Origin of the sequence: Bacillus sp. SIMBA_031, assembly GCF_046535225.1 — a bacterium.
GTDB lineage: Bacteria > Bacillota > Bacilli > Bacillales > Bacillaceae > Bacillus > Bacillus velezensis.
The window spans coordinates 139291-155464 of sequence record NZ_JAWRXC010000003.1 but is presented as its reverse complement, the minus strand read 5'-3'; the positions used below and the strand labels follow the sequence as shown (position 1 = coordinate 155464).

The 16174-nt window shown below is 46.9% G+C and carries 20 protein-coding genes; 1 reads left to right on the top strand and 19 read right to left on the bottom strand.

The features are described from left to right. Window positions 1-24: 24 nt before the first annotated feature. The 4 genes from spoIID to SB724_RS10685 form a co-directional block, all read right to left on the bottom strand. The gene (gene spoIID / locus SB724_RS10700) at window positions 25-1056 is read right to left on the bottom strand and encodes a stage II sporulation protein D (protein WP_007614360.1); all 1032 of its coding nucleotides are present in this window, start codon (window positions 1054-1056) and stop codon (window positions 25-27) included. A 199-nt stretch (window positions 1057-1255) separates the two neighbouring features. Beyond that, window positions 1256-2566: a UDP-N-acetylglucosamine 1-carboxyvinyltransferase gene (gene murA / locus SB724_RS10695; RefSeq protein WP_007614362.1), complete on the bottom strand. Its 1311-nt coding sequence runs from the start codon at window positions 2564-2566 to the stop codon at window positions 1256-1258. Window positions 2567-2599: 33 nt separating this feature from the next. Then, window positions 2600-3340: a YwmB family TATA-box binding protein gene (locus tag SB724_RS10690; protein WP_265972741.1), complete on the bottom strand. Its 741-nt coding sequence runs from the start codon at window positions 3338-3340 to the stop codon at window positions 2600-2602. A gap of 141 nt (window positions 3341-3481) precedes the next feature. After that, window positions 3482-3712, bottom strand: coding sequence for a DUF1146 family protein (locus SB724_RS10685; protein ID WP_410571060.1), 231 nt, complete (start codon window positions 3710-3712; stop codon window positions 3482-3484). 172 nt (window positions 3713-3884) lie between these two features. Between SB724_RS10685 and SB724_RS10680 the strand changes: the two genes are divergently transcribed. Then, window positions 3885-4355: a hypothetical protein gene (locus SB724_RS10680; RefSeq protein WP_007407595.1), complete on the top strand. Its 471-nt coding sequence runs from the start codon at window positions 3885-3887 to the stop codon at window positions 4353-4355. Between the two features lie 44 nt (window positions 4356-4399). Here SB724_RS10680 and SB724_RS10675 read toward each other — a convergent pair whose 3' ends face one another. The 15 genes from SB724_RS10675 to SB724_RS10605 form a co-directional block, all read right to left on the bottom strand. Continuing rightward, window positions 4400-4798, bottom strand: coding sequence for a F0F1 ATP synthase subunit epsilon (locus SB724_RS10675; protein WP_003151176.1), 399 nt, complete (start codon window positions 4796-4798; stop codon window positions 4400-4402). A gap of 23 nt (window positions 4799-4821) precedes the next feature. Next, window positions 4822-6243, bottom strand: a complete 1422-nt coding sequence (gene atpD, locus SB724_RS10670) for a F0F1 ATP synthase subunit beta (protein ID WP_003151173.1) — start codon at window positions 6241-6243, stop codon at window positions 4822-4824. A gap of 25 nt (window positions 6244-6268) precedes the next feature. Beyond that, window positions 6269-7132 carry an ATP synthase F1 subunit gamma gene (gene atpG / locus SB724_RS10665; protein WP_003151172.1) on the bottom strand — a complete coding sequence of 288 codons (864 nt, stop codon included), beginning with the start codon at window positions 7130-7132 and terminating at the stop codon, window positions 6269-6271. A gap of 75 nt (window positions 7133-7207) precedes the next feature. Beyond that, complete coding sequence (gene atpA, locus SB724_RS10660; protein ID WP_003151170.1) at window positions 7208-8716, bottom strand: F0F1 ATP synthase subunit alpha; 1509 nt, start codon at window positions 8714-8716, stop codon at window positions 7208-7210. 16 nt (window positions 8717-8732) lie between these two features. Beyond that, window positions 8733-9278 (bottom strand): F0F1 ATP synthase subunit delta, encoded by a 546-nt coding sequence (locus SB724_RS10655; protein WP_003151169.1) that lies wholly within the window; start codon window positions 9276-9278, stop codon window positions 8733-8735. After that, complete coding sequence (gene atpF / locus SB724_RS10650; RefSeq protein ID WP_003151168.1) at window positions 9275-9787, bottom strand: F0F1 ATP synthase subunit B; 513 nt, start codon at window positions 9785-9787, stop codon at window positions 9275-9277. Before atpF ends, SB724_RS10655 begins: the two co-directional genes overlap by 4 nt. A 142-nt stretch (window positions 9788-9929) precedes the next feature. Next, window positions 9930-10142 carry a F0F1 ATP synthase subunit C gene (atpE, locus tag SB724_RS10645; RefSeq protein ID WP_003151167.1) on the bottom strand — a complete coding sequence of 71 codons (213 nt, stop codon included), beginning with the start codon at window positions 10140-10142 and terminating at the stop codon, window positions 9930-9932. A gap of 45 nt (window positions 10143-10187) precedes the next feature. Further along, on the bottom strand, window positions 10188-10922 hold the full coding sequence (gene atpB / locus SB724_RS10640) for a F0F1 ATP synthase subunit A (RefSeq protein WP_029325729.1): 735 nt from the start codon (window positions 10920-10922) through the stop codon (window positions 10188-10190). A 7-nt stretch (window positions 10923-10929) separates the two neighbouring features. Then, complete coding sequence (atpI, locus tag SB724_RS10635; protein ID WP_003151155.1) at window positions 10930-11313, bottom strand: ATP synthase subunit I; 384 nt, start codon at window positions 11311-11313, stop codon at window positions 10930-10932. 421 nt (window positions 11314-11734) lie between these two features. Next, window positions 11735-12364, bottom strand: a complete 630-nt coding sequence (upp, locus tag SB724_RS10630) for a uracil phosphoribosyltransferase (RefSeq protein WP_003151154.1) — start codon at window positions 12362-12364, stop codon at window positions 11735-11737. Window positions 12365-12498: 134 nt separating this feature from the next. Next, a complete protein-coding gene (gene glyA / locus SB724_RS10625) occupies window positions 12499-13746 on the bottom strand; it encodes a serine hydroxymethyltransferase (protein WP_007614376.1) in 1248 nt (415 codons plus the stop codon). Between the two features lie 147 nt (window positions 13747-13893). Next, a complete protein-coding gene (locus tag SB724_RS10620) occupies window positions 13894-14436 on the bottom strand; it encodes a TIGR01440 family protein (RefSeq protein WP_007407598.1) in 543 nt (180 codons plus the stop codon). A 13-nt stretch (window positions 14437-14449) separates the two neighbouring features. Beyond that, a complete protein-coding gene (gene rpiB, locus SB724_RS10615; RefSeq protein WP_003151149.1) occupies window positions 14450-14899 on the bottom strand; it encodes a ribose 5-phosphate isomerase B in 450 nt (149 codons plus the stop codon). Between the two features lie 133 nt (window positions 14900-15032). Beyond that, a complete protein-coding gene (locus tag SB724_RS10610) occupies window positions 15033-15488 on the bottom strand; it encodes a low molecular weight protein arginine phosphatase (RefSeq protein ID WP_029325731.1) in 456 nt (151 codons plus the stop codon). Between the two features lie 73 nt (window positions 15489-15561). After that, the gene (locus tag SB724_RS10605) at window positions 15562-16119 is read right to left on the bottom strand and encodes a manganese efflux pump MntP (protein WP_410571057.1); all 558 of its coding nucleotides are present in this window, start codon (window positions 16117-16119) and stop codon (window positions 15562-15564) included. Window positions 16120-16174 lie beyond the last annotated feature (55 nt).

Genomic DNA, 16174 nt, shown 5'->3' with positions numbered 1-16174 from the left:
AAAAACAGACGCTCAGGAAAGCGTCTATTTTTTCGCCATATATTTGTTTAAAAATGAATCTGCTTCGGAAATGTCCACTCCCTGATAATAATGCTTGACGATGTCCGCCACTGATTTTCCCTGCTCCGCCATGTAATTGGCCCCGTACTGGCTCATCCCGACGCCGTGGCCGAATCCTTTTGTCGTAATGGTGATGCTTCCGCCGTTTCGTTTCCATTCAAAGTCGGCAGAACGGAGTCCGAGTTTTTCCCGGATGTCTCTTCCCTTCAGCTTTTTGCCGTTGATGACGGCCGTCGCCACTTGATGGCCCGGCGTTCTGGCTGTAATCTGTCCCACCGTGTTTTGTCCCGAGAGCTGTACGCCGAGCTTTTGCTGAAACTCCGGCACACTGAAGGTCTGGGTGGCGAGATATTTCGGCGATTGCTTATCCCACGGACTTTTCACGCTCTTTAAATAAGGAATGGCGCTTGTCCAATAGGCTTCCGCATTTTCCGTATACCCGTTGCTCGTAGAGAAGAAAGATGCCTCAATCGGCTTGTTATCGTACGTTAAAATCTTTCCTTGCGTGCCGGCTACCGCGTTTGTGATTTTCTTGAGGTTGTGTGCGTACTTAGAACCCCATTCTTTTTTCAGCTGGCTTTTGCTTTGATAGACTTGGAACATTTGCGTATCATCCACCAGTGATCCTTTCGGCGCCTGAACGGCTGAGTCAGCGACCATCAGCCTGACGATGAATGTCCGGGCGGCGAGCGCCTGGGCTTTTAAGGCCTCCGGTTTAAAGTTTGCGGGCATTTCGGAAGCCACGACACCGACCACGTACTCTTCAAGCGGAATGTTCTCTACAGAATGATTGGATGTCCGATAAACCGGAATGGATACAGGTGATTCTTTCAATGTTTCTGCTCCTTTTGTTTCTCGTGTGGTGTGTGCTGTTTTGTGTCCGGGCTCTCTGTTTACGGCTGCTCCTTTTTCTGCCTGAAACGGAAGGACGAGAATGGTGGGGACAAGAAGAATTAGTATACACAGCCCGGATAGTAGAAATACAATCGGTTTCATATATCAGCTGCCTCCTGCTTGGGATTCGACTCTACTTCATCTTATGGGCAGGGACAAGCTAATATGACTTCCTTTTGGACAGAATCTTTATTCCATTTTTCACGCGAAAAACGTATTCTTTTTTGGAAATCAGAGCATAATAATGATGATAAACCATAAAAAAACAGTATGCCAGATTGACATACTGTTTTTACAGCCATTATGCGTTTAGGTCAGTTACGACTTCTTTGCTTTCTTGTTCAGCGGCCGTTTCATCAACGACACGCTCGATGTCAGCGCCGAGAGCCGCAAGTTTTTGATGGAAATTCACATAACCGCGATCCAAGTGCTTCAGTTCCGTGACACGTGTATGACCTTCAGCCACTAATCCCGCAAGAATCAGCGCCGCGCCCGCACGCAGGTCCGTAGCGGCAACTTCTGCGCCTTGCAGCTGTACAGGACCGTTAATGATCACAGAACGTCCTTCAATTTTAATGTCGCCATTCATCCGGCGGAATTCTTCAGCATGCATAAAACGGTTTTCAAACACAGTTTCAGTAATCATGCTTGTTCCGCTCGCACGGAGAAGCAGCGCCATCATTTGCGACTGCATATCAGTCGGGAATCCTGGGTGAGGCATCGTTTTAATGTCGATCGGCTTCAGCTGGGCAGGACCGATGACACGAAGGCCTTCTCCTTCATCCGTAATTTTGACTCCCATTTCTTCCATCTTCGCAATTAAAGACGTAAGATGCTCAGGAACCGCACCTTTGACTAATACATTTCCTTCCGTGATCGCCGCAGCCACCATGAAAGTACCCGCTTCAATACGGTCAGGAATGATGTTGTGTCTTACGCCGTGAAGCTTTTCCACACCTTCAATTTTAATGGTGCCTGTGCCGGCTCCGCGGATTTTTCCGCCCATCGCATTGATATAGTTCGCTAAGTCAACGATTTCAGGCTCTTTTGCCACGTTTTCAAGCGTTGTTGTTCCTTCAGCTAAAGCAGCTGCCATAATCAAGTTTTCTGTCGCACCCACACTTGGGAAATCTAAATAGATTTTTGCGCCCTGCAGACGGCCTTCCACTTCTGCTTCAATAAAGCCGTTGCCTACTTTGATTTTTGCACCCATTGCTTCAAAGCCTTTTAAATGCTGATCAATCGGTCTTGAGCCGATTGCGCAGCCGCCCGGAAGCGCTACTCTTGAATGACCCGTACGGGCTAACAGAGGGCCCATAACAAGCACTGACGCGCGCATTTTGCGCACATATTCAAAAGGTGCTTCTGTTTCTAAAGCGTAAGAAGCGTTTACGGTAACTTCATTATTCTCAAAATGCACATCTGCTCCTAAATGACGCAACACTTCATTAATTGTATATACATCGGAGAGCGTAGGTACATCACATATTACGCTTTTTTCTTCACTTGCTAATAAAGATGCAGCGATAACTGGTAAAACGGCATTTTTTGCTCCTTCAACTTTCACTGTGCCGTTTAACTTCTGACCGCCGCGGACGATGATTTTTTCCAAGGTATTCCCCTCCGCGTCCCTATATTCTCTATATTAATATTCAGTCGTCACGATTGGTGTGCCAACCGTAACGGTATGTTTTTCGCCCATTCCCGCACTTCTAAGCGCAACTTGCACATTCATCTTATGTTTCGATGTCATGATGTAATCTGTCCACTTATATGTAAATGCAGAAACAGAAACGAAATGAGGCTCAACTACATGTTCAACTGGACTTGCTTCAAATTCTTTCATGAGCTGTTCTGCTTTTTTTTGCAAAACAATACTCATATTATCATTTAAATGACCCTTTAGACAAGTAAAAATAAATACTTTATTTTGAAATATGTCATGTGCCTGCCGTTCAAACTGTTCATATGTATCATTCCAGTTTTCCGGTTGCTCCGGGCTCATTTGCTCATATAATAAATACGAAGTTGGGTTCTGGTTTTTGAGGGTAGTGACGAGCTGCAGTTTAAAAGTTGTGTGATTTTTTTTGTCAGAATACGTGCCGATGGCCTTTACGATTTTATCTTCCCGCGCGGATTCCCAATGATATTGCGGATACTGCGTCTTCAGTTCTTTTACCTTGTCATCAAATTCACTCAGTGACAGGTTCAGATTTTTTTTCGCATGAAGCGTCCATTCATCTACAGTGACCTGCTGCCGCTCCATTCCTTCGGCAATCTGGGCAAGCGGAGACAGCTCACTTGCATGAATGGAATGAAATACCGCTATTAAGGCGCTTAAAAAAACAAAAAACAAGATGATGCGGCCTGCTCTTTTTTTCTTCATATCGATCTCTCCCCCTTACTCCCATTTTTGCCGGAGCCGGGGAAAGCAATACATGGAAAACTTCGTCAAAACTCGCCAAGCGGGTGAAGAAAAATTGGTTTCTCACCCAGCGATTCCCTTCATTTTAACAGACGAAACATCTTAAAATAAGTATGGAAGCTGTTTCGAATAGGTAAGATAATCTAAAAAGAAGTCAGCGACTGCCGTACCGATCGCAATGGTAAGAAGAATGATCAGCAGCCTCGCCTGCACTATTTTTCCTTTTCGGATCAGCCGATCAAAGTTGACGGCCTGAAGCGCCCACCATGTCACCGCAATGCATACCAGGTGAACCAGGATGCTGATTGCGGCCTGCTGCCCCAATACATTCACAAATCCCATCTCCTTTCATTTTTTCCGCCCCTCATATCCTCTCTTATTATATAAGAAGAAGAGAGAAAGATGATCATTTTTACATCAGAATTTTTATCCAAAATTAGGGGCAATCCCCGCTTAAATGTCCGTTCTCCGGCATGATATACTTTTTTGGAAAGGAGATGGGAATATGAATCATTCCTTTTTTCATCCGGAAAAGCAGTATGGAGAAACTCTTCCCGTATTTGACCACGAGTGGGAAGCGATAGCATTCTACTATGATTATAGACAGTCTCAAACAGAGGAACTGAAAGAATTATGTCAGTTTTTCAACATTTCTCTTGATTATTCACGCGGCAGCCTGCTGGAAGTGGAAGCTCTTTACTTCCGCAGCATACAAGAGCTGCTTTTGGCGGATTGGAACCTGCCGATTGACGAATTTGAGAAAATGCTCAGTGTGTATGTCATCGATTGCGCCATCAGACACCATGACGATGCCGAATGGGTCGTCAAACCTTATCCGTATACGGACGGCGCTTATACGACGGGTGTGCGGAGAGGAAACAAAACGTGGCACACCGACAACTGCTGCGAACATTTATATCTGCAAAAAGAAGAGGATCATCCGCTTATCGGCGTCTATGAATCTCTTATGCGTTAATATAGAAAAAGAATCCTTCTCAGACAGCCGAGAAGGATTCTTTTTTAGTTTCCTGCAACATCCAATCTGTTTACAGCCCGCTGTAGCGCAAGCTCAGCCCGACGAATGTCAGTATCATCTGATCGTTTGTTCAAACGGTCTTCCGCCCGCTTTTTCGCAGCAAGGGCGCGCTCTTTATCAATGCTTTCCGCTGTTTCAGCGGCTTGTGCAAGGATAGTGACCTGATCAGGACGGACTTCTAAAAATCCGCCGCTGACAGCCGCCAATTCGGTCTGCCCGTCTTTTTTAAGGCGGACAGCGCCGATTTTAAGCGGAGCCACGGTCGGAATATGGCCAGGCAAGATACCGAGATCACCGCTCTCGGCTCTTACACTTACCATTTCAATATCAGCATCATATACTGGGCCGTCGGGAGTAACGATATTGACTTTAACGGTCTTCATGCTTTTACCCTCCTAGGACCAGATTAAACTTCTACACCCATCTCTTTTGCATTCTCAATGACTTCTTCAATGCGTCCCACAAGACGGAATGCATCTTCCGGAAGATGGTCATATTTACCGGAAAGGATTTCTTTAAAGCCTCGTACCGTTTCTTTAACAGGCACGTAAGAACCTTTTTGTCCCGTAAACTGCTCAGCTACGTGGAAGTTTTGAGAAAGGAAGAACTGGATACGACGTGCGCGGTGAACGACAAGCTTGTCTTCTTCACCTAATTCGTCCATACCGAGAATCGCGATAATATCCTGAAGTTCTTTGTAACGCTGAAGCGTTGACTGGACTTCACGCGCCACCGCATAATGCTCTTCTCCGACAATTTCCGGAGCAAGCGCGCGGGAAGTGGAAGCCAGCGGATCAACCGCAGGGTAGATACCCATTTCAGTTAATTTACGCTCAAGGTTAGTCGTCGCATCCAAGTGAGCGAACGTTGTCGCCGGAGCCGGGTCAGTGTAGTCATCGGCAGGCACGTAGATCGCCTGGATAGATGTAACTGAACCAACGTTTGTAGACGTAATACGCTCTTGAAGCTGACCCATTTCTGTCGCAAGCGTCGGCTGATAACCAACCGCAGAAGGCATACGGCCGAGAAGCGCGGAAACCTCTGAACCCGCTTGTGTGAAACGGAAAATGTTATCGATAAAGAACAGTACGTCCTGTCCTTGTTTATCACGGAAATGCTCAGCCATTGTAAGACCCGTCAGTGCTACACGCATACGTGCGCCCGGCGGCTCGTTCATTTGTCCGAAGACCATGGCTGTTTTCTTAATAACGCCTGAATCGCTCATTTCGTAGAAAAGGTCGTTCCCTTCACGAGTACGCTCTCCTACACCGGCGAATACGGAAATACCGCCGTGCTCTTGCGCGATGTTGTTGATTAATTCCTGGATTAATACGGTTTTACCTACGCCGGCGCCGCCGAACAATCCGATTTTACCGCCCTTGATGTAAGGAGCGAGCAGGTCAACAACCTTAATTCCCGTTTCAAGAATTTCAACCTCAGTTGAAAGCTCATCGAATGAAGGAGCTGATCTGTGGATCGGGTCCTTTTGAGCATCCGCAGGCAGCGGTTCATTTAAATCAATTTTATCTCCCAGTACGTTAAATACGCGTCCGAGAGTCACATCACCGACAGGAACGGAAATCGGCGCACCTGTATCAACAGCTTCCATTCCGCGCTGAATTCCGTCCGTAGATGCCATGGCAATTGTACGGACTGTATCATCGCCTAAATGAAGAGCAACCTCTAGCGTTAGGTCGATGCCTACTTCATTTTCGCCTGTAGCTGGCTGTGAAACTTTAATCGCATTATAAATCGCAGGCAAGTGGCCGTCCTCGAAACGTACGTCGACAACCGGTCCAAGCACCTGACTTACGCGTCCTTTCTTCATCGCTATCCCTCCTGACAAAATCTTTCTATTCTAAAGCGGCTGCACCGCCGACAATTTCGGTAATTTCTTGTGTAATCGCCGCTTGACGCGCGCGGTTATATGAAAGCGAGAGTGAATCAATGAGTTCTTTCGCATTATCCGTCGCATTTTTCATTGCTGTCATTCTCGCAGCGTGTTCACTTGCTTTACTGTCAAGAAGCGCGCCGTAAATTAAGCTTTCCGCATATTGAGGAAGCAGCACTTCGAGCACCTCTTCTTCATCCGGTTCGAACTCGTAAGAAGCCGTGCGCTTCCCGCCGCTCGTTCCGAAATCCGTTAAAGGCAGCACTTTTTTCTCCGTCACTTCCTGTGAAATCGCACTGACGAAATGGTTATACACCAAATGCAGTTCATCAAAAGCGCCGTCGATAAACATTTGAACCGTCTGACGGGTCAAATCTTTAATCTGAGCAAAAGTGACCTCGTCGCCAAGCCCCACTAACTCAGACAAAATCGGCATTTCCCGTTTTTTGAAGAAATCGCGGCCGACTCTGCCGATTGCAATCACCGTGTATTCATCTTTAGACTGATGGCGTTCTTGAATGGTGCGGTAAGCGTTTCGCAAAACCGAACTGTTAAACGCACCCGCAAGCCCGCGGTCAGACGTAATGACGAGATACGCCGTCTTTTTCACTTCTCTTGAAACAAGCATCGGGTGTTTCGCGTTTTTCGCGCCTTTTCCGACGTTAAACACAACCTCCTGGATCTTATCCATATACGGAGCAAATGACTTCGCGTTGGTTTCCGCACGGTTCAGCTTCGCAGCGGATACCATCTGCATGGCTTTTGTAATCTGGCTTGTTTTTTTCGTTGACGTGATCCTTGACTTAATATCGCGTAATGAGGCCAAAGATTTCACCACCTTTATTCTTCATTTGCGTAAAAAGAGAGAAAAAGAGAACCTTTTTCTCTCATCTTCTAAGGGTTAGTTGCTTGGTGCAAATGTGCGTTTGAAGCCTTCGATTGCAGCTTTGAAGTCTTCATCAGCAGGAAGGTTTCCTGTTTTCGCAATGCCGTCAAGCAGATCTTTATGGTTTTGATCAAGGTACATGTAGTACTCTTCTTCAAAACGTCTGATATCCGCAACCGGAATATCATCAAGATATCCTTTTGTCAGCGCATAAAGAATGGCTACCTGTTTTTCAACCGGAAGCGGTTTATTCAAGTCTTGTTTCAGCACTTCAACTGTACGCGCACCGCGGTTCAGTTTCGCCTGAGTCGCCTGGTCAAGATCAGATCCGAATTGGGCGAACGCTTCAAGTTCACGGTATGAAGCCAGGTCAAGGCGCAATGTTCCCGCTACCTTTTTCATCGCTTTGATTTGGGCTGATCCGCCGACACGGGATACGGATAATCCGGCATTGATCGCAGGACGCACGCCTGAGAAGAATAGGTCGGATTGAAGGAAAATCTGTCCGTCAGTAATGGAAATGACGTTTGTCGGGATATAAGCGGAGATATCTCCTGCTTGTGTTTCGACGAACGGCAGCGCCGTAATTGATCCTGCGCCTTTTGCGTCACTCAGCTTGGCTGCGCGCTCAAGCAGACGGGAGTGAAGATAGAATACATCCCCAGGGAATGCTTCACGGCCCGGCGGACGGCGAAGAAGCAATGACAGCTCACGGTAAGCGGCCGCTTGTTTGGATAAATCATCATATACGACGAGAACGTGCTTGCCGTTGTACATGAATTCTTCACCCATTGTCACCCCTGCATACGGTGCGAGGTAAAGAAGCGGAGCCGGCTGTGAAGCGGACGCCGTCACAACAATCGTGTAATCAAGCGCGCCGTGCTTACGAAGTGTTTCCACCACGCCGCGTACTGTAGATTCTTTTTGACCGATCGCTACGTACACACAGATCATGTCTTGATCTTTTTGGTTTAAGATTGTATCAATCGCAACAGATGTTTTACCTGTCTGACGGTCACCGATAATCAGCTCACGCTGTCCGCGGCCGATCGGAATTAACGCGTCGATCGCTTTGATACCCGTTTGCAGCGGCTCATGTACCGATTTACGGTCCATTACGCCTGGAGCCTGGCTTTCGATCGGACGTGTTTTGCTTGTCAGAATCGGACCCAGTCCGTCTACCGGCTGTCCGAGCGGGTTGACGATACGTCCGATTAATTCTTCACCTACAGGAACTTCCATGATGCGGCCCGTTCTTTTGACCTCATCACCTTCACGGATATCTCTGTAAGGTCCTAAGATAACGATACCTACGTTGGATTCTTCAAGGTTTTGAGCCATACCCAAAACGCCGTTTGAAAACTCAACAAGTTCACCGGCCATACAATTGTCAAGGCCGTGCACACGCGCAATACCGTCTCCGACTTGGATGACTGTACCTACGTCATGAACTTCAATTTCAGATTGGTAATTTTGAATTTGCTGCTTTATCAGCGTGCTAATCTCTTCAGCTTTGATGCTCACTTAGGTTTCACCCCTTCTATCGATTTCCTCCGGCAAGTTGACGTTCCATGCGCTCAAGCTTTCCGCTTACGCTTCCGTCATATATCCGGTTTCCAATGCGGACTTTAATGCCGCCTATTAAATCCGTCTGCACTTCATTTCTGATTCTGAGCGAAGCGATTCCGGCTTTTTTTGCAAACACTTGAGACAATGATAACATTTCCGCTTCTGACAGCGGTTTTACTGAATAAACAACCGCGTCCTCTGTCTGACGGGCCTGATTGGCAAGTTTGATAAACTCGTCTGTGAGATCAGGCACAATCGAAGACCGGCGGCGGTCAATCAGAAGAAAAATCGTATGCAGCACAGACTCAGACAGTGCGCCGAACGATTGCTGAATCAGCTCTTTTTTCTTAGCGGCCGATACCTTCGGATGGCTTAACACTTCCTGTAATCCGGCTTCGTTCCGGAACACTTCTTTTAGTACGGTAAGCTCTTCTTCGATTTCATTGATTTGAGAAGTCTCAACGGCAATGTCGAAAAGCGCTGACGCGTATCGTTTAGAGACAGCAGATCCACTCATCGGCTTTCTCCTACCTCTTTAAGATAGTCCTGAATCAGTTGTTCCTGGGCTTGTTCATCAAGCTCTTTTTCAATCACTTTCGATGCGATTAAGACAGAAAGTGATGCGACTTGCTCGCGAAGTGCGGAAACCGCTTGTTCTTTTTCTTTAACAATTTCGGTTCTCGCCGCTTCTTTCAATCTTTCAGACTCGGCGCGTGCAGCCTGGATAATGTCTTCCTTCTGCTTTTCACCCAGTTTTTTCGCATTTTCAATGAGTGATTGTGATTCCTGTTTCGCTTCTTTTAAAAGAACGCGCTGCTCTTCAATCAGCTTCTGCGCTTCTTTATTTCTTTCTTCAGCGGACGTAATTTCGCCGGCGATATGATCTTCACGCTGTTTCATTATATTTAATAGCGGTCCAAGAGCGAATTTCTTGAGAAGCGCTAATAAAACTAACATAGCTAACAATTGGAATAGGATATCTCCGCCGTTAAACGACAGTCCTAATTCAAGAGGTAATTGAGACATCTACTACGGCAACTCCCTTCTGCAGGTTTTCTCTGCTGATAAAAAGCCGTTTCGGGACGGCCTGCTTATCAGACATAAAGCAATGGCGAAGGTTCTCTTAGAGTGATCTTCGCCATTTTTAGTTCATATAAGGCTTTTTTGCTTAGCCAAAGAACGCTAAGAACGCGATAACGACAGCGATAATCGGAAGGGCCTCAACCAATGCGATACCCATGAACATAAGAGTTCTAAGTTCTTTTCCTGCTTCCGGCTGACGGGCAATTCCCTCTACCGTACGTGAAACGATCAGACCGTTACCAATACCTGCACCAAGTGCACCTAAACCGATTGCAATTGCAGCTGCTATTAAATTCATGAAAAAGTTCCTCCTTTAAAATGTTATCCGAATGGATATATGATTTTAATGATCATGACTGATTTTGTGTGACATGTACACCATCGTCAGCATCGTAAAGATAAATGCCTGGATGGTACCGATGAACAAGCTGAACGCCTGCCATGCAAGCATCGGAAGAATGGCTCCGACTGTGCCGACCAAACCGAGAAAGAAGCTGTTTGAGTAGAAATTCGTCGCCAGATTCGCAAGCAGGCCAAGAAGAATTTCCCCGGCGAAAATGTTACCGTAAAGACGAAGTCCGAGTGTCAGCGTATTCGCAAACTCCTCAATGATCTTCATCGGGAACATAAGCGGAACCGGTCTGAGGTAATCCTTAGAGTATTCCTTCAAACCTTTCATCTTCACGCCGTAATAGTGCGTTAACGACACAACCATAACGGCTAGAGTCAGAGTAATAGCCGGATCGGCCGTCGGTGATTTCCACCAAAGCTCGTGTCCGACCGTTACAGAAAACGGCAGCCCCAGCATATTTGATACAAATATGTACATCAGCAAGGTTACACCAAGCGCCAAGAAGTTAGCCCCTGTTTTTAAATCCATTGTACTGCCTATAATATTGCGGACAAAATCAACAATCCATTCCATGAAGTTCTGGGCTTTTCCTGGACGGATGGACAGCGTTCTCGTAGTGAGAATCGCAATCAGCAGCACAATCACACTTGCCACAGTAATCATCAGAATGTTTGTCAGATTAAAAGTAAGACCAAACAAATCCATAGTTCTGTAATCGTGATTCAATGGGTTTTCACCTCTCTTCCATTGATGAACGTTTGAGCTGAATAATGGAATCTATCATAATGACGGGATAAATTGTCATTAATCCAATAATCACACTTGCCACACTGACTTTATCGGGATATTTAAAGGCGACAGCCATCGCAAGTATCGCATTGCACCAACGCGCTGCGCTCCCGAGTGATCGTATGGACTTTCCTTTCGCCACGGCCTTGTCAAAAGCATTCATTCTTCTGGTCAAGAGCCACAAATTAAACAAACTGAAAACAGTTCCCAAAAAGAGGCCTAGAAAAACAGTTTTATACGCCGTAAGACCATATCCCAGCAAATAGATTGCTAAGATCACAAATACATATCTCCGTTGTCTGCTGAATGTAAGATTGGGATCGTCCATCAACTATCTGTCTCCTGATGAAAATGTAATATAATTCCTGGATACGGCAAAACATGCGGTTAACCCTTTGCAGAAGGCCCTTTTTTGTCCCGCAAAACGGCCTGTTCGAAAAAACCACTCATCCTCCTGATGCCACGGGATGCTGTTTCATTCGCTTAGATAAATCCTCATATAACGGGTTTTTTGGAGGATTTAAAATGAGGATGGATACTAGAAATGAAAGGAATGAAAACCTTCTCATAATACCCTCGTTTAGCATACAATAGCCCCTAACATGTGTCAATCTGTTTAAAGTTAAAAAACTTTTTATACCGAAAGCATACACAGAATGTTCACAAATTCACCTATAAATGTATGAAGTCTGCCCATTCAGCAAATATCTGGATAAAAAAAGAAAACCCCCTGAATGAGGTTTTCCGATTTATTTGGTTCCGTACAGTCTGTCACCCGCGTCACCGAGGCCCGGAACGATATAGCCTTTTTCATTCAGTTTTTCATCAAGGGCGGCGATATAAATATCAACGTCAGAGTGATGTTTCTGCAGCTCTTCCACGCCTTCCGGAGCCGCTACAAGACACATAAAACGAATGTTTCTCGCGCCGCGCTTTTTCAGGCTGTTTATCGCTTCCACCGCAGAACCTCCCGTAGCAAGCATCGGATCCACGACAATAAATTCGCGTTCTTCTACATCAGAAGGAAGCTTGACATAGTATTCTACCGGTTTTAAGGTTTCCGGATCACGGTATAATCCGACATGTCCCACTTTAGCGGCCGGGATTAATTTCAGCATGCCGTCAACCATTCCGAGACCCGCTCTCAGGATCGGCACGATACCGAGTTTCTTCCCTGAAATCACTTTGGATGTCGCTGTTTGAACAGGTGTTTTCACTTCCACTTCTTTAAGAGGAAGATCACGTGTAATTTCAAACGCCATCAGTGACGCGACTTCGTCCACAAGGTCTCTGAAATCCTTTGTGCCTGTATTTTCATTCCGAATATATGTCAGCTTATGCTGGATTAAAGGATGATCAAATACGTAAACCTTTCCCATACTGTGTTCAGCTCCTTTTTTGTTGTCCGAGTGACTTTTTCACACTTCTATTGATTCTACAGAAAAAGACAAACAGTTTCAAGAAAATCATAAAAAAACCCGCCGGATTAAGGTTCCGGCGGGTTTCTTCCTTATTAATAGTCCAGTTCTTTATATAAAGGAAACTTTTCAGTCAAGGCAGATACGCGCTGTCTCGCTTCTTCAAGTTTTGCTTCGTCTTCATGATTTTTCAGTGCGAGGCCGATGATGGCGCCGACTTCTTCAAGCGCGTCACCGTCAAAGCCGCGGCTTGTCACAGCTGCCGTACCAAGACGGATTCCGCTTGTGACGAACGGTTTTTCCGGATCGTAAGGGATCGCGTTTTTATTAGATGTAATGCCGATTTCATCAAGAACGTGTTCAGCGACTTTTCCGGTCAGACCGAGAGAACGGAGGTCGACAAGCACAAGGTGGTTATCCGTTCCGCCTGATACGAGCTGAATGCCCTCTTTGTTCAGAGACTCAGCCAGGCGCTTCGCGTTCGAGATGACGTTTTGCGCATATGTTTTGAAATCATCTTCAAGCACTTCTCCGAAAGAAACGGCTTTGGCCGCGATGACATGCATAAGCGGTCCGCCTTGGATTCCCGGGAAAATGGATTTATCAATCTTTTTGCCGAACTCTTCACGGCAAAGGATCATTCCTCCGCGGGGTCCGCGAAGTGTTTTGTGAGTCGTTGTCGTTACAAAGTCAGCGTAAGGAACCGGATTCGGATGAAGACCGGCTGCGACAAGACCCGCGATATGCGCCATGTCTACCATGAAGTAAGCGCCGACTTCATCAGCGATTTCGCGGAATTTTTTAAAGTCGATCGTGCGGGGGTACGCGCTCGCTCCGGCAACGATGAGTTTCGGCTTATGCGCCAGCGCTTTTTCACGCACATCTTCATAATCTATATATTGCGTGTCTTTATCGACACCGTATTCTACAAAGTTGTATTGAACGCCGCTGAAATTAACCGGGCTTCCGTGTGTTAAGTGGCCGCCGTGGGAGAGGTTCATCCCGAGCACCGTGTCGCCGTGCTCTAAAATCGTGAAGTAAACAGCCATGTTCGCTTGAGCGCCTGAGTGCGGCTGAACGTTTACATGCTCAGCTCCGAAAATCTCTTTCGCGCGGTCGCGGGCGATGTCCTCAACGACATCAACATGCTCACAGCCGCCGTAGTAGCGTTTGCCGGGGTAGCCTTCAGCATATTTGTTTGTTAAAACAGAGCCTTGTGCTTCCATTACCGCTTCCGTCACGAAGTTTTCAGAAGCAATTAATTCGATCTTAGTCTGTTGACGCTTACGCTCATCTTTGATGGCGTTAAACACTTGTTTGTCTTGTACAGGTAAATGTTTCATCAGCGAGATCCTCTCCTATCCGTTTCCTGTTCTTTATTTTTACCACCCTTATTGTACATGGTTTTTCAGGTGAATGTAACAGCTTATTTAAAAAAATCACAAAATTTAATTAGAAAACACGAACATTATACAGGAAAAGTATTTTCATCATTCGCATTCATAAACAGCGCGAATTCCGCCTATCAGCTTCGGTCTTGTCCGGGCCATCGTCACATGTGCTTCTCCAAGCTCACGGCTTGATATCCGGACAGGGACGGCAACGGGTTTCAGATGCATGCCGATGAACGTATCACCGATGTCAATCCCGGCGTCAGCCTGAATCGATTCGGCGAGCACGGGAGAACGCATCTGCCGGTATGCATAAGAGGCCATCGCTCCGCCCGCTTTCGGGACGGGGACGGCTGAAACAATGGGGAGCCTGAACCGCTCGGCCGTTTCCGCTTCAATGACAAGCGCCCTGTTTAAATGCTCGCAGCATTGAAAAGCAAGATGCACACCCGTTTTTTCCTTAAACCGGTTAAGTCCGCCGTATATCAATTCAGCCCAATCCCCGCTTCCGGCGGTGCCGATCCGGCTTCCGGCGGCTTCACTTGTACTGCACCCGATCACCAGCAGACTGCCGTCCGTCAGTCCTGCCTGTTCTTGAAACTCAGTCAGCATGTCCGTCCATTTTTGCTTCATCTCTTCCATTGTCCAGCACCTCTTACAGATTTTTTTCTTCGTAATCTGCGATTTTGCCGATCCGCCGTTCGTGGCGGCCGCCCGTAAATTCAGTCGTCAGCCAGACTTTTGCGATTTCGCGCGCCAGCCCCGGGCCGATGACGCGTTCGCCCATCGCAAGAACATTCGTGTCATTGTGTTCACGCGTCGCTTTTGCGCTGAAGGTGTCATGGGCAAGCGCACAGCGTATGCCCTTTACCTTATTTGCGGAGATGCTCATGCCGATGCCTGTGCCGCAAATTAAAATTCCCCTGTCAGCTTCGCCGTTCACCACTTTTTCCGCTACCGGAAAAGCGTAGTCTGAATAATCGACAGAGCCGGCGCCGCATTCACAGCCCATATCAATGTATTCAATCTGCAATTCATCCAAAAGACTTTTTATTTCTTCGCGGATATGGACGCCGCCGTGATCTGACGCAATAGCTACTTTCATTCATTTACCTCCTAGGTGTGGCTGGGCGAAGACAGCCCAGTGTGCTTGTCCTTTTTATTACGAAATCCGTTGATTTCATTCTACTCTTTCACATTCGTTTTGCAAATGACCTGTTTGCAGATTTTCTGACAGATTACTTGCTTTTTCCGTCAAGCAATTGATCAGCCAAAAGGGTCAGCAGCTCCTCCAGTTCGTCCCGCGTCTGTTTATAAACATCAAGCGGACCGCCGAACGGGTCAGAGATATCGCCGCTTTCCCCCGTTACGTATTCTTTAATGGTAAAGACTTTGCCCTGACTGTTTTGATATCGGCCTTCAATCAGCTGTTTATGCTGTTCCGTCATCGCCAGCACCAGATCAGCCGTCTCGATATGTTCTTCTGATAAGGGAGATGAACTGTGATTGAGAGCGATCCGTTTTTCAAACAGCGCTTCTACGGCATGGGCCGACGCTTTTCCGTGCGGAGACGCGAATACGCCGGCCGAGCTTACGCTGACATCCAGCCCTTTCGTTTCTGCAATGGATTTAAAAAGAGCCTCAGCCATGGGACTGCGGCATGTATTGCCTGTACATACAAAGATTATTTTCATGTCCGTCACCTCTTACTGCCTATTATAAATGAAGAAAAAAGAAACGGCATCTTCGTTTCTTTTTTTACGTATCTTATATCGGTAAAAGCAGTTTCAGCCCGAATCCGATCAAAATGGCTCCGCCAAGCGCTTCGCTGTAGGAGCCGAGCCACGACTGCACCTTTCTTCCCGCCCAAAGGCCCGCCCATGTTAAAACGGTGCTGAAGACCCCGAACAGCGTAACGGCCAGAAACGGATTGGAGCCGTTCATCCCGAGACTGAGCCCGACAGAAAAGCTGTCCAGACTGACACCGACCGCAAACAGCAACAGTCCCGAGCCTGCCGGAGATATGAGCGGCCCGTCTGATTGTTTAAACGCGGCGATGATCATCTGCACCCCTAAAATGAAAAGAAGAGATCCGCCGATGTAAACGGCGAGCATCCCCAGAAAACCGGACAGCAGATGCCCGGCCGCCATTCCCACAAGCGGCATCATGACATGAAACAGCCCGATGACAACCCCTATATGAAAAATCTGTTTTTTCTTCAGCTGAATCATTCCCATTCCGAGCCCGACGGAAAAGGCATCCGTCCCCAAAGCAAATGCCATGATGCTTAAGGAGACAAGTTCCCCGATGAATAGATTCGACATGAAATAAAAACCCCCTTGGACGTGCCCGCTTGTTTAGCTTATGCATGTCCGATAA

Excerpts from the sequence above, each read along its gene's own strand:
- spoIID (WP_007614360.1), bottom strand. The coding sequence starts at position 1,056 with ATGAAACCGATTGTATTTCTACTATCCGGGCTGTGTATACTAATTCTT.
- SB724_RS10690 (WP_265972741.1), bottom strand. The coding sequence starts at position 3,340 with ATGAAGAAAAAAAGAGCAGGCCGCATCATCTTGTTTTTTGTTTTTTTA.
- SB724_RS10680 (WP_007407595.1), top strand. The coding sequence starts at position 3,885 with ATGAATCATTCCTTTTTTCATCCGGAAAAGCAGTATGGAGAAACTCTT.
- SB724_RS10675 (WP_003151176.1), bottom strand. The coding sequence starts at position 4,798 with ATGAAGACCGTTAAAGTCAATATCGTTACTCCCGACGGCCCAGTATAT.
- atpD (WP_003151173.1), bottom strand. The coding sequence starts at position 6,243 with ATGAAGAAAGGACGCGTAAGTCAGGTGCTTGGACCGGTTGTCGACGTA.
- SB724_RS10655 (WP_003151169.1), bottom strand. The coding sequence starts at position 9,278 with ATGAGTGGATCTGCTGTCTCTAAACGATACGCGTCAGCGCTTTTCGAC.
- atpF (WP_003151168.1), bottom strand. The coding sequence starts at position 9,787 with ATGTCTCAATTACCTCTTGAATTAGGACTGTCGTTTAACGGCGGAGAT.
- atpE (WP_003151167.1), bottom strand. The coding sequence starts at position 10,142 with ATGAATTTAATAGCAGCTGCAATTGCAATCGGTTTAGGTGCACTTGGT.
- atpI (WP_003151155.1), bottom strand. The coding sequence starts at position 11,313 with ATGGACGATCCCAATCTTACATTCAGCAGACAACGGAGATATGTATTT.
- upp (WP_003151154.1), bottom strand. The coding sequence starts at position 12,364 with ATGGGAAAGGTTTACGTATTTGATCATCCTTTAATCCAGCATAAGCTG.
- glyA (WP_007614376.1), bottom strand. The coding sequence starts at position 13,746 with ATGAAACATTTACCTGTACAAGACAAACAAGTGTTTAACGCCATCAAA.
- SB724_RS10620 (WP_007407598.1), bottom strand. The coding sequence starts at position 14,436 with ATGGAAGAGATGAAGCAAAAATGGACGGACATGCTGACTGAGTTTCAA.
- rpiB (WP_003151149.1), bottom strand. The coding sequence starts at position 14,899 with ATGAAAGTAGCTATTGCGTCAGATCACGGCGGCGTCCATATCCGCGAA.
- SB724_RS10610 (WP_029325731.1), bottom strand. The coding sequence starts at position 15,488 with ATGAAAATAATCTTTGTATGTACAGGCAATACATGCCGCAGTCCCATG.
- SB724_RS10605 (WP_410571057.1), bottom strand. The coding sequence starts at position 16,119 with ATGTCGAATCTATTCATCGGGGAACTTGTCTCCTTAAGCATCATGGCA.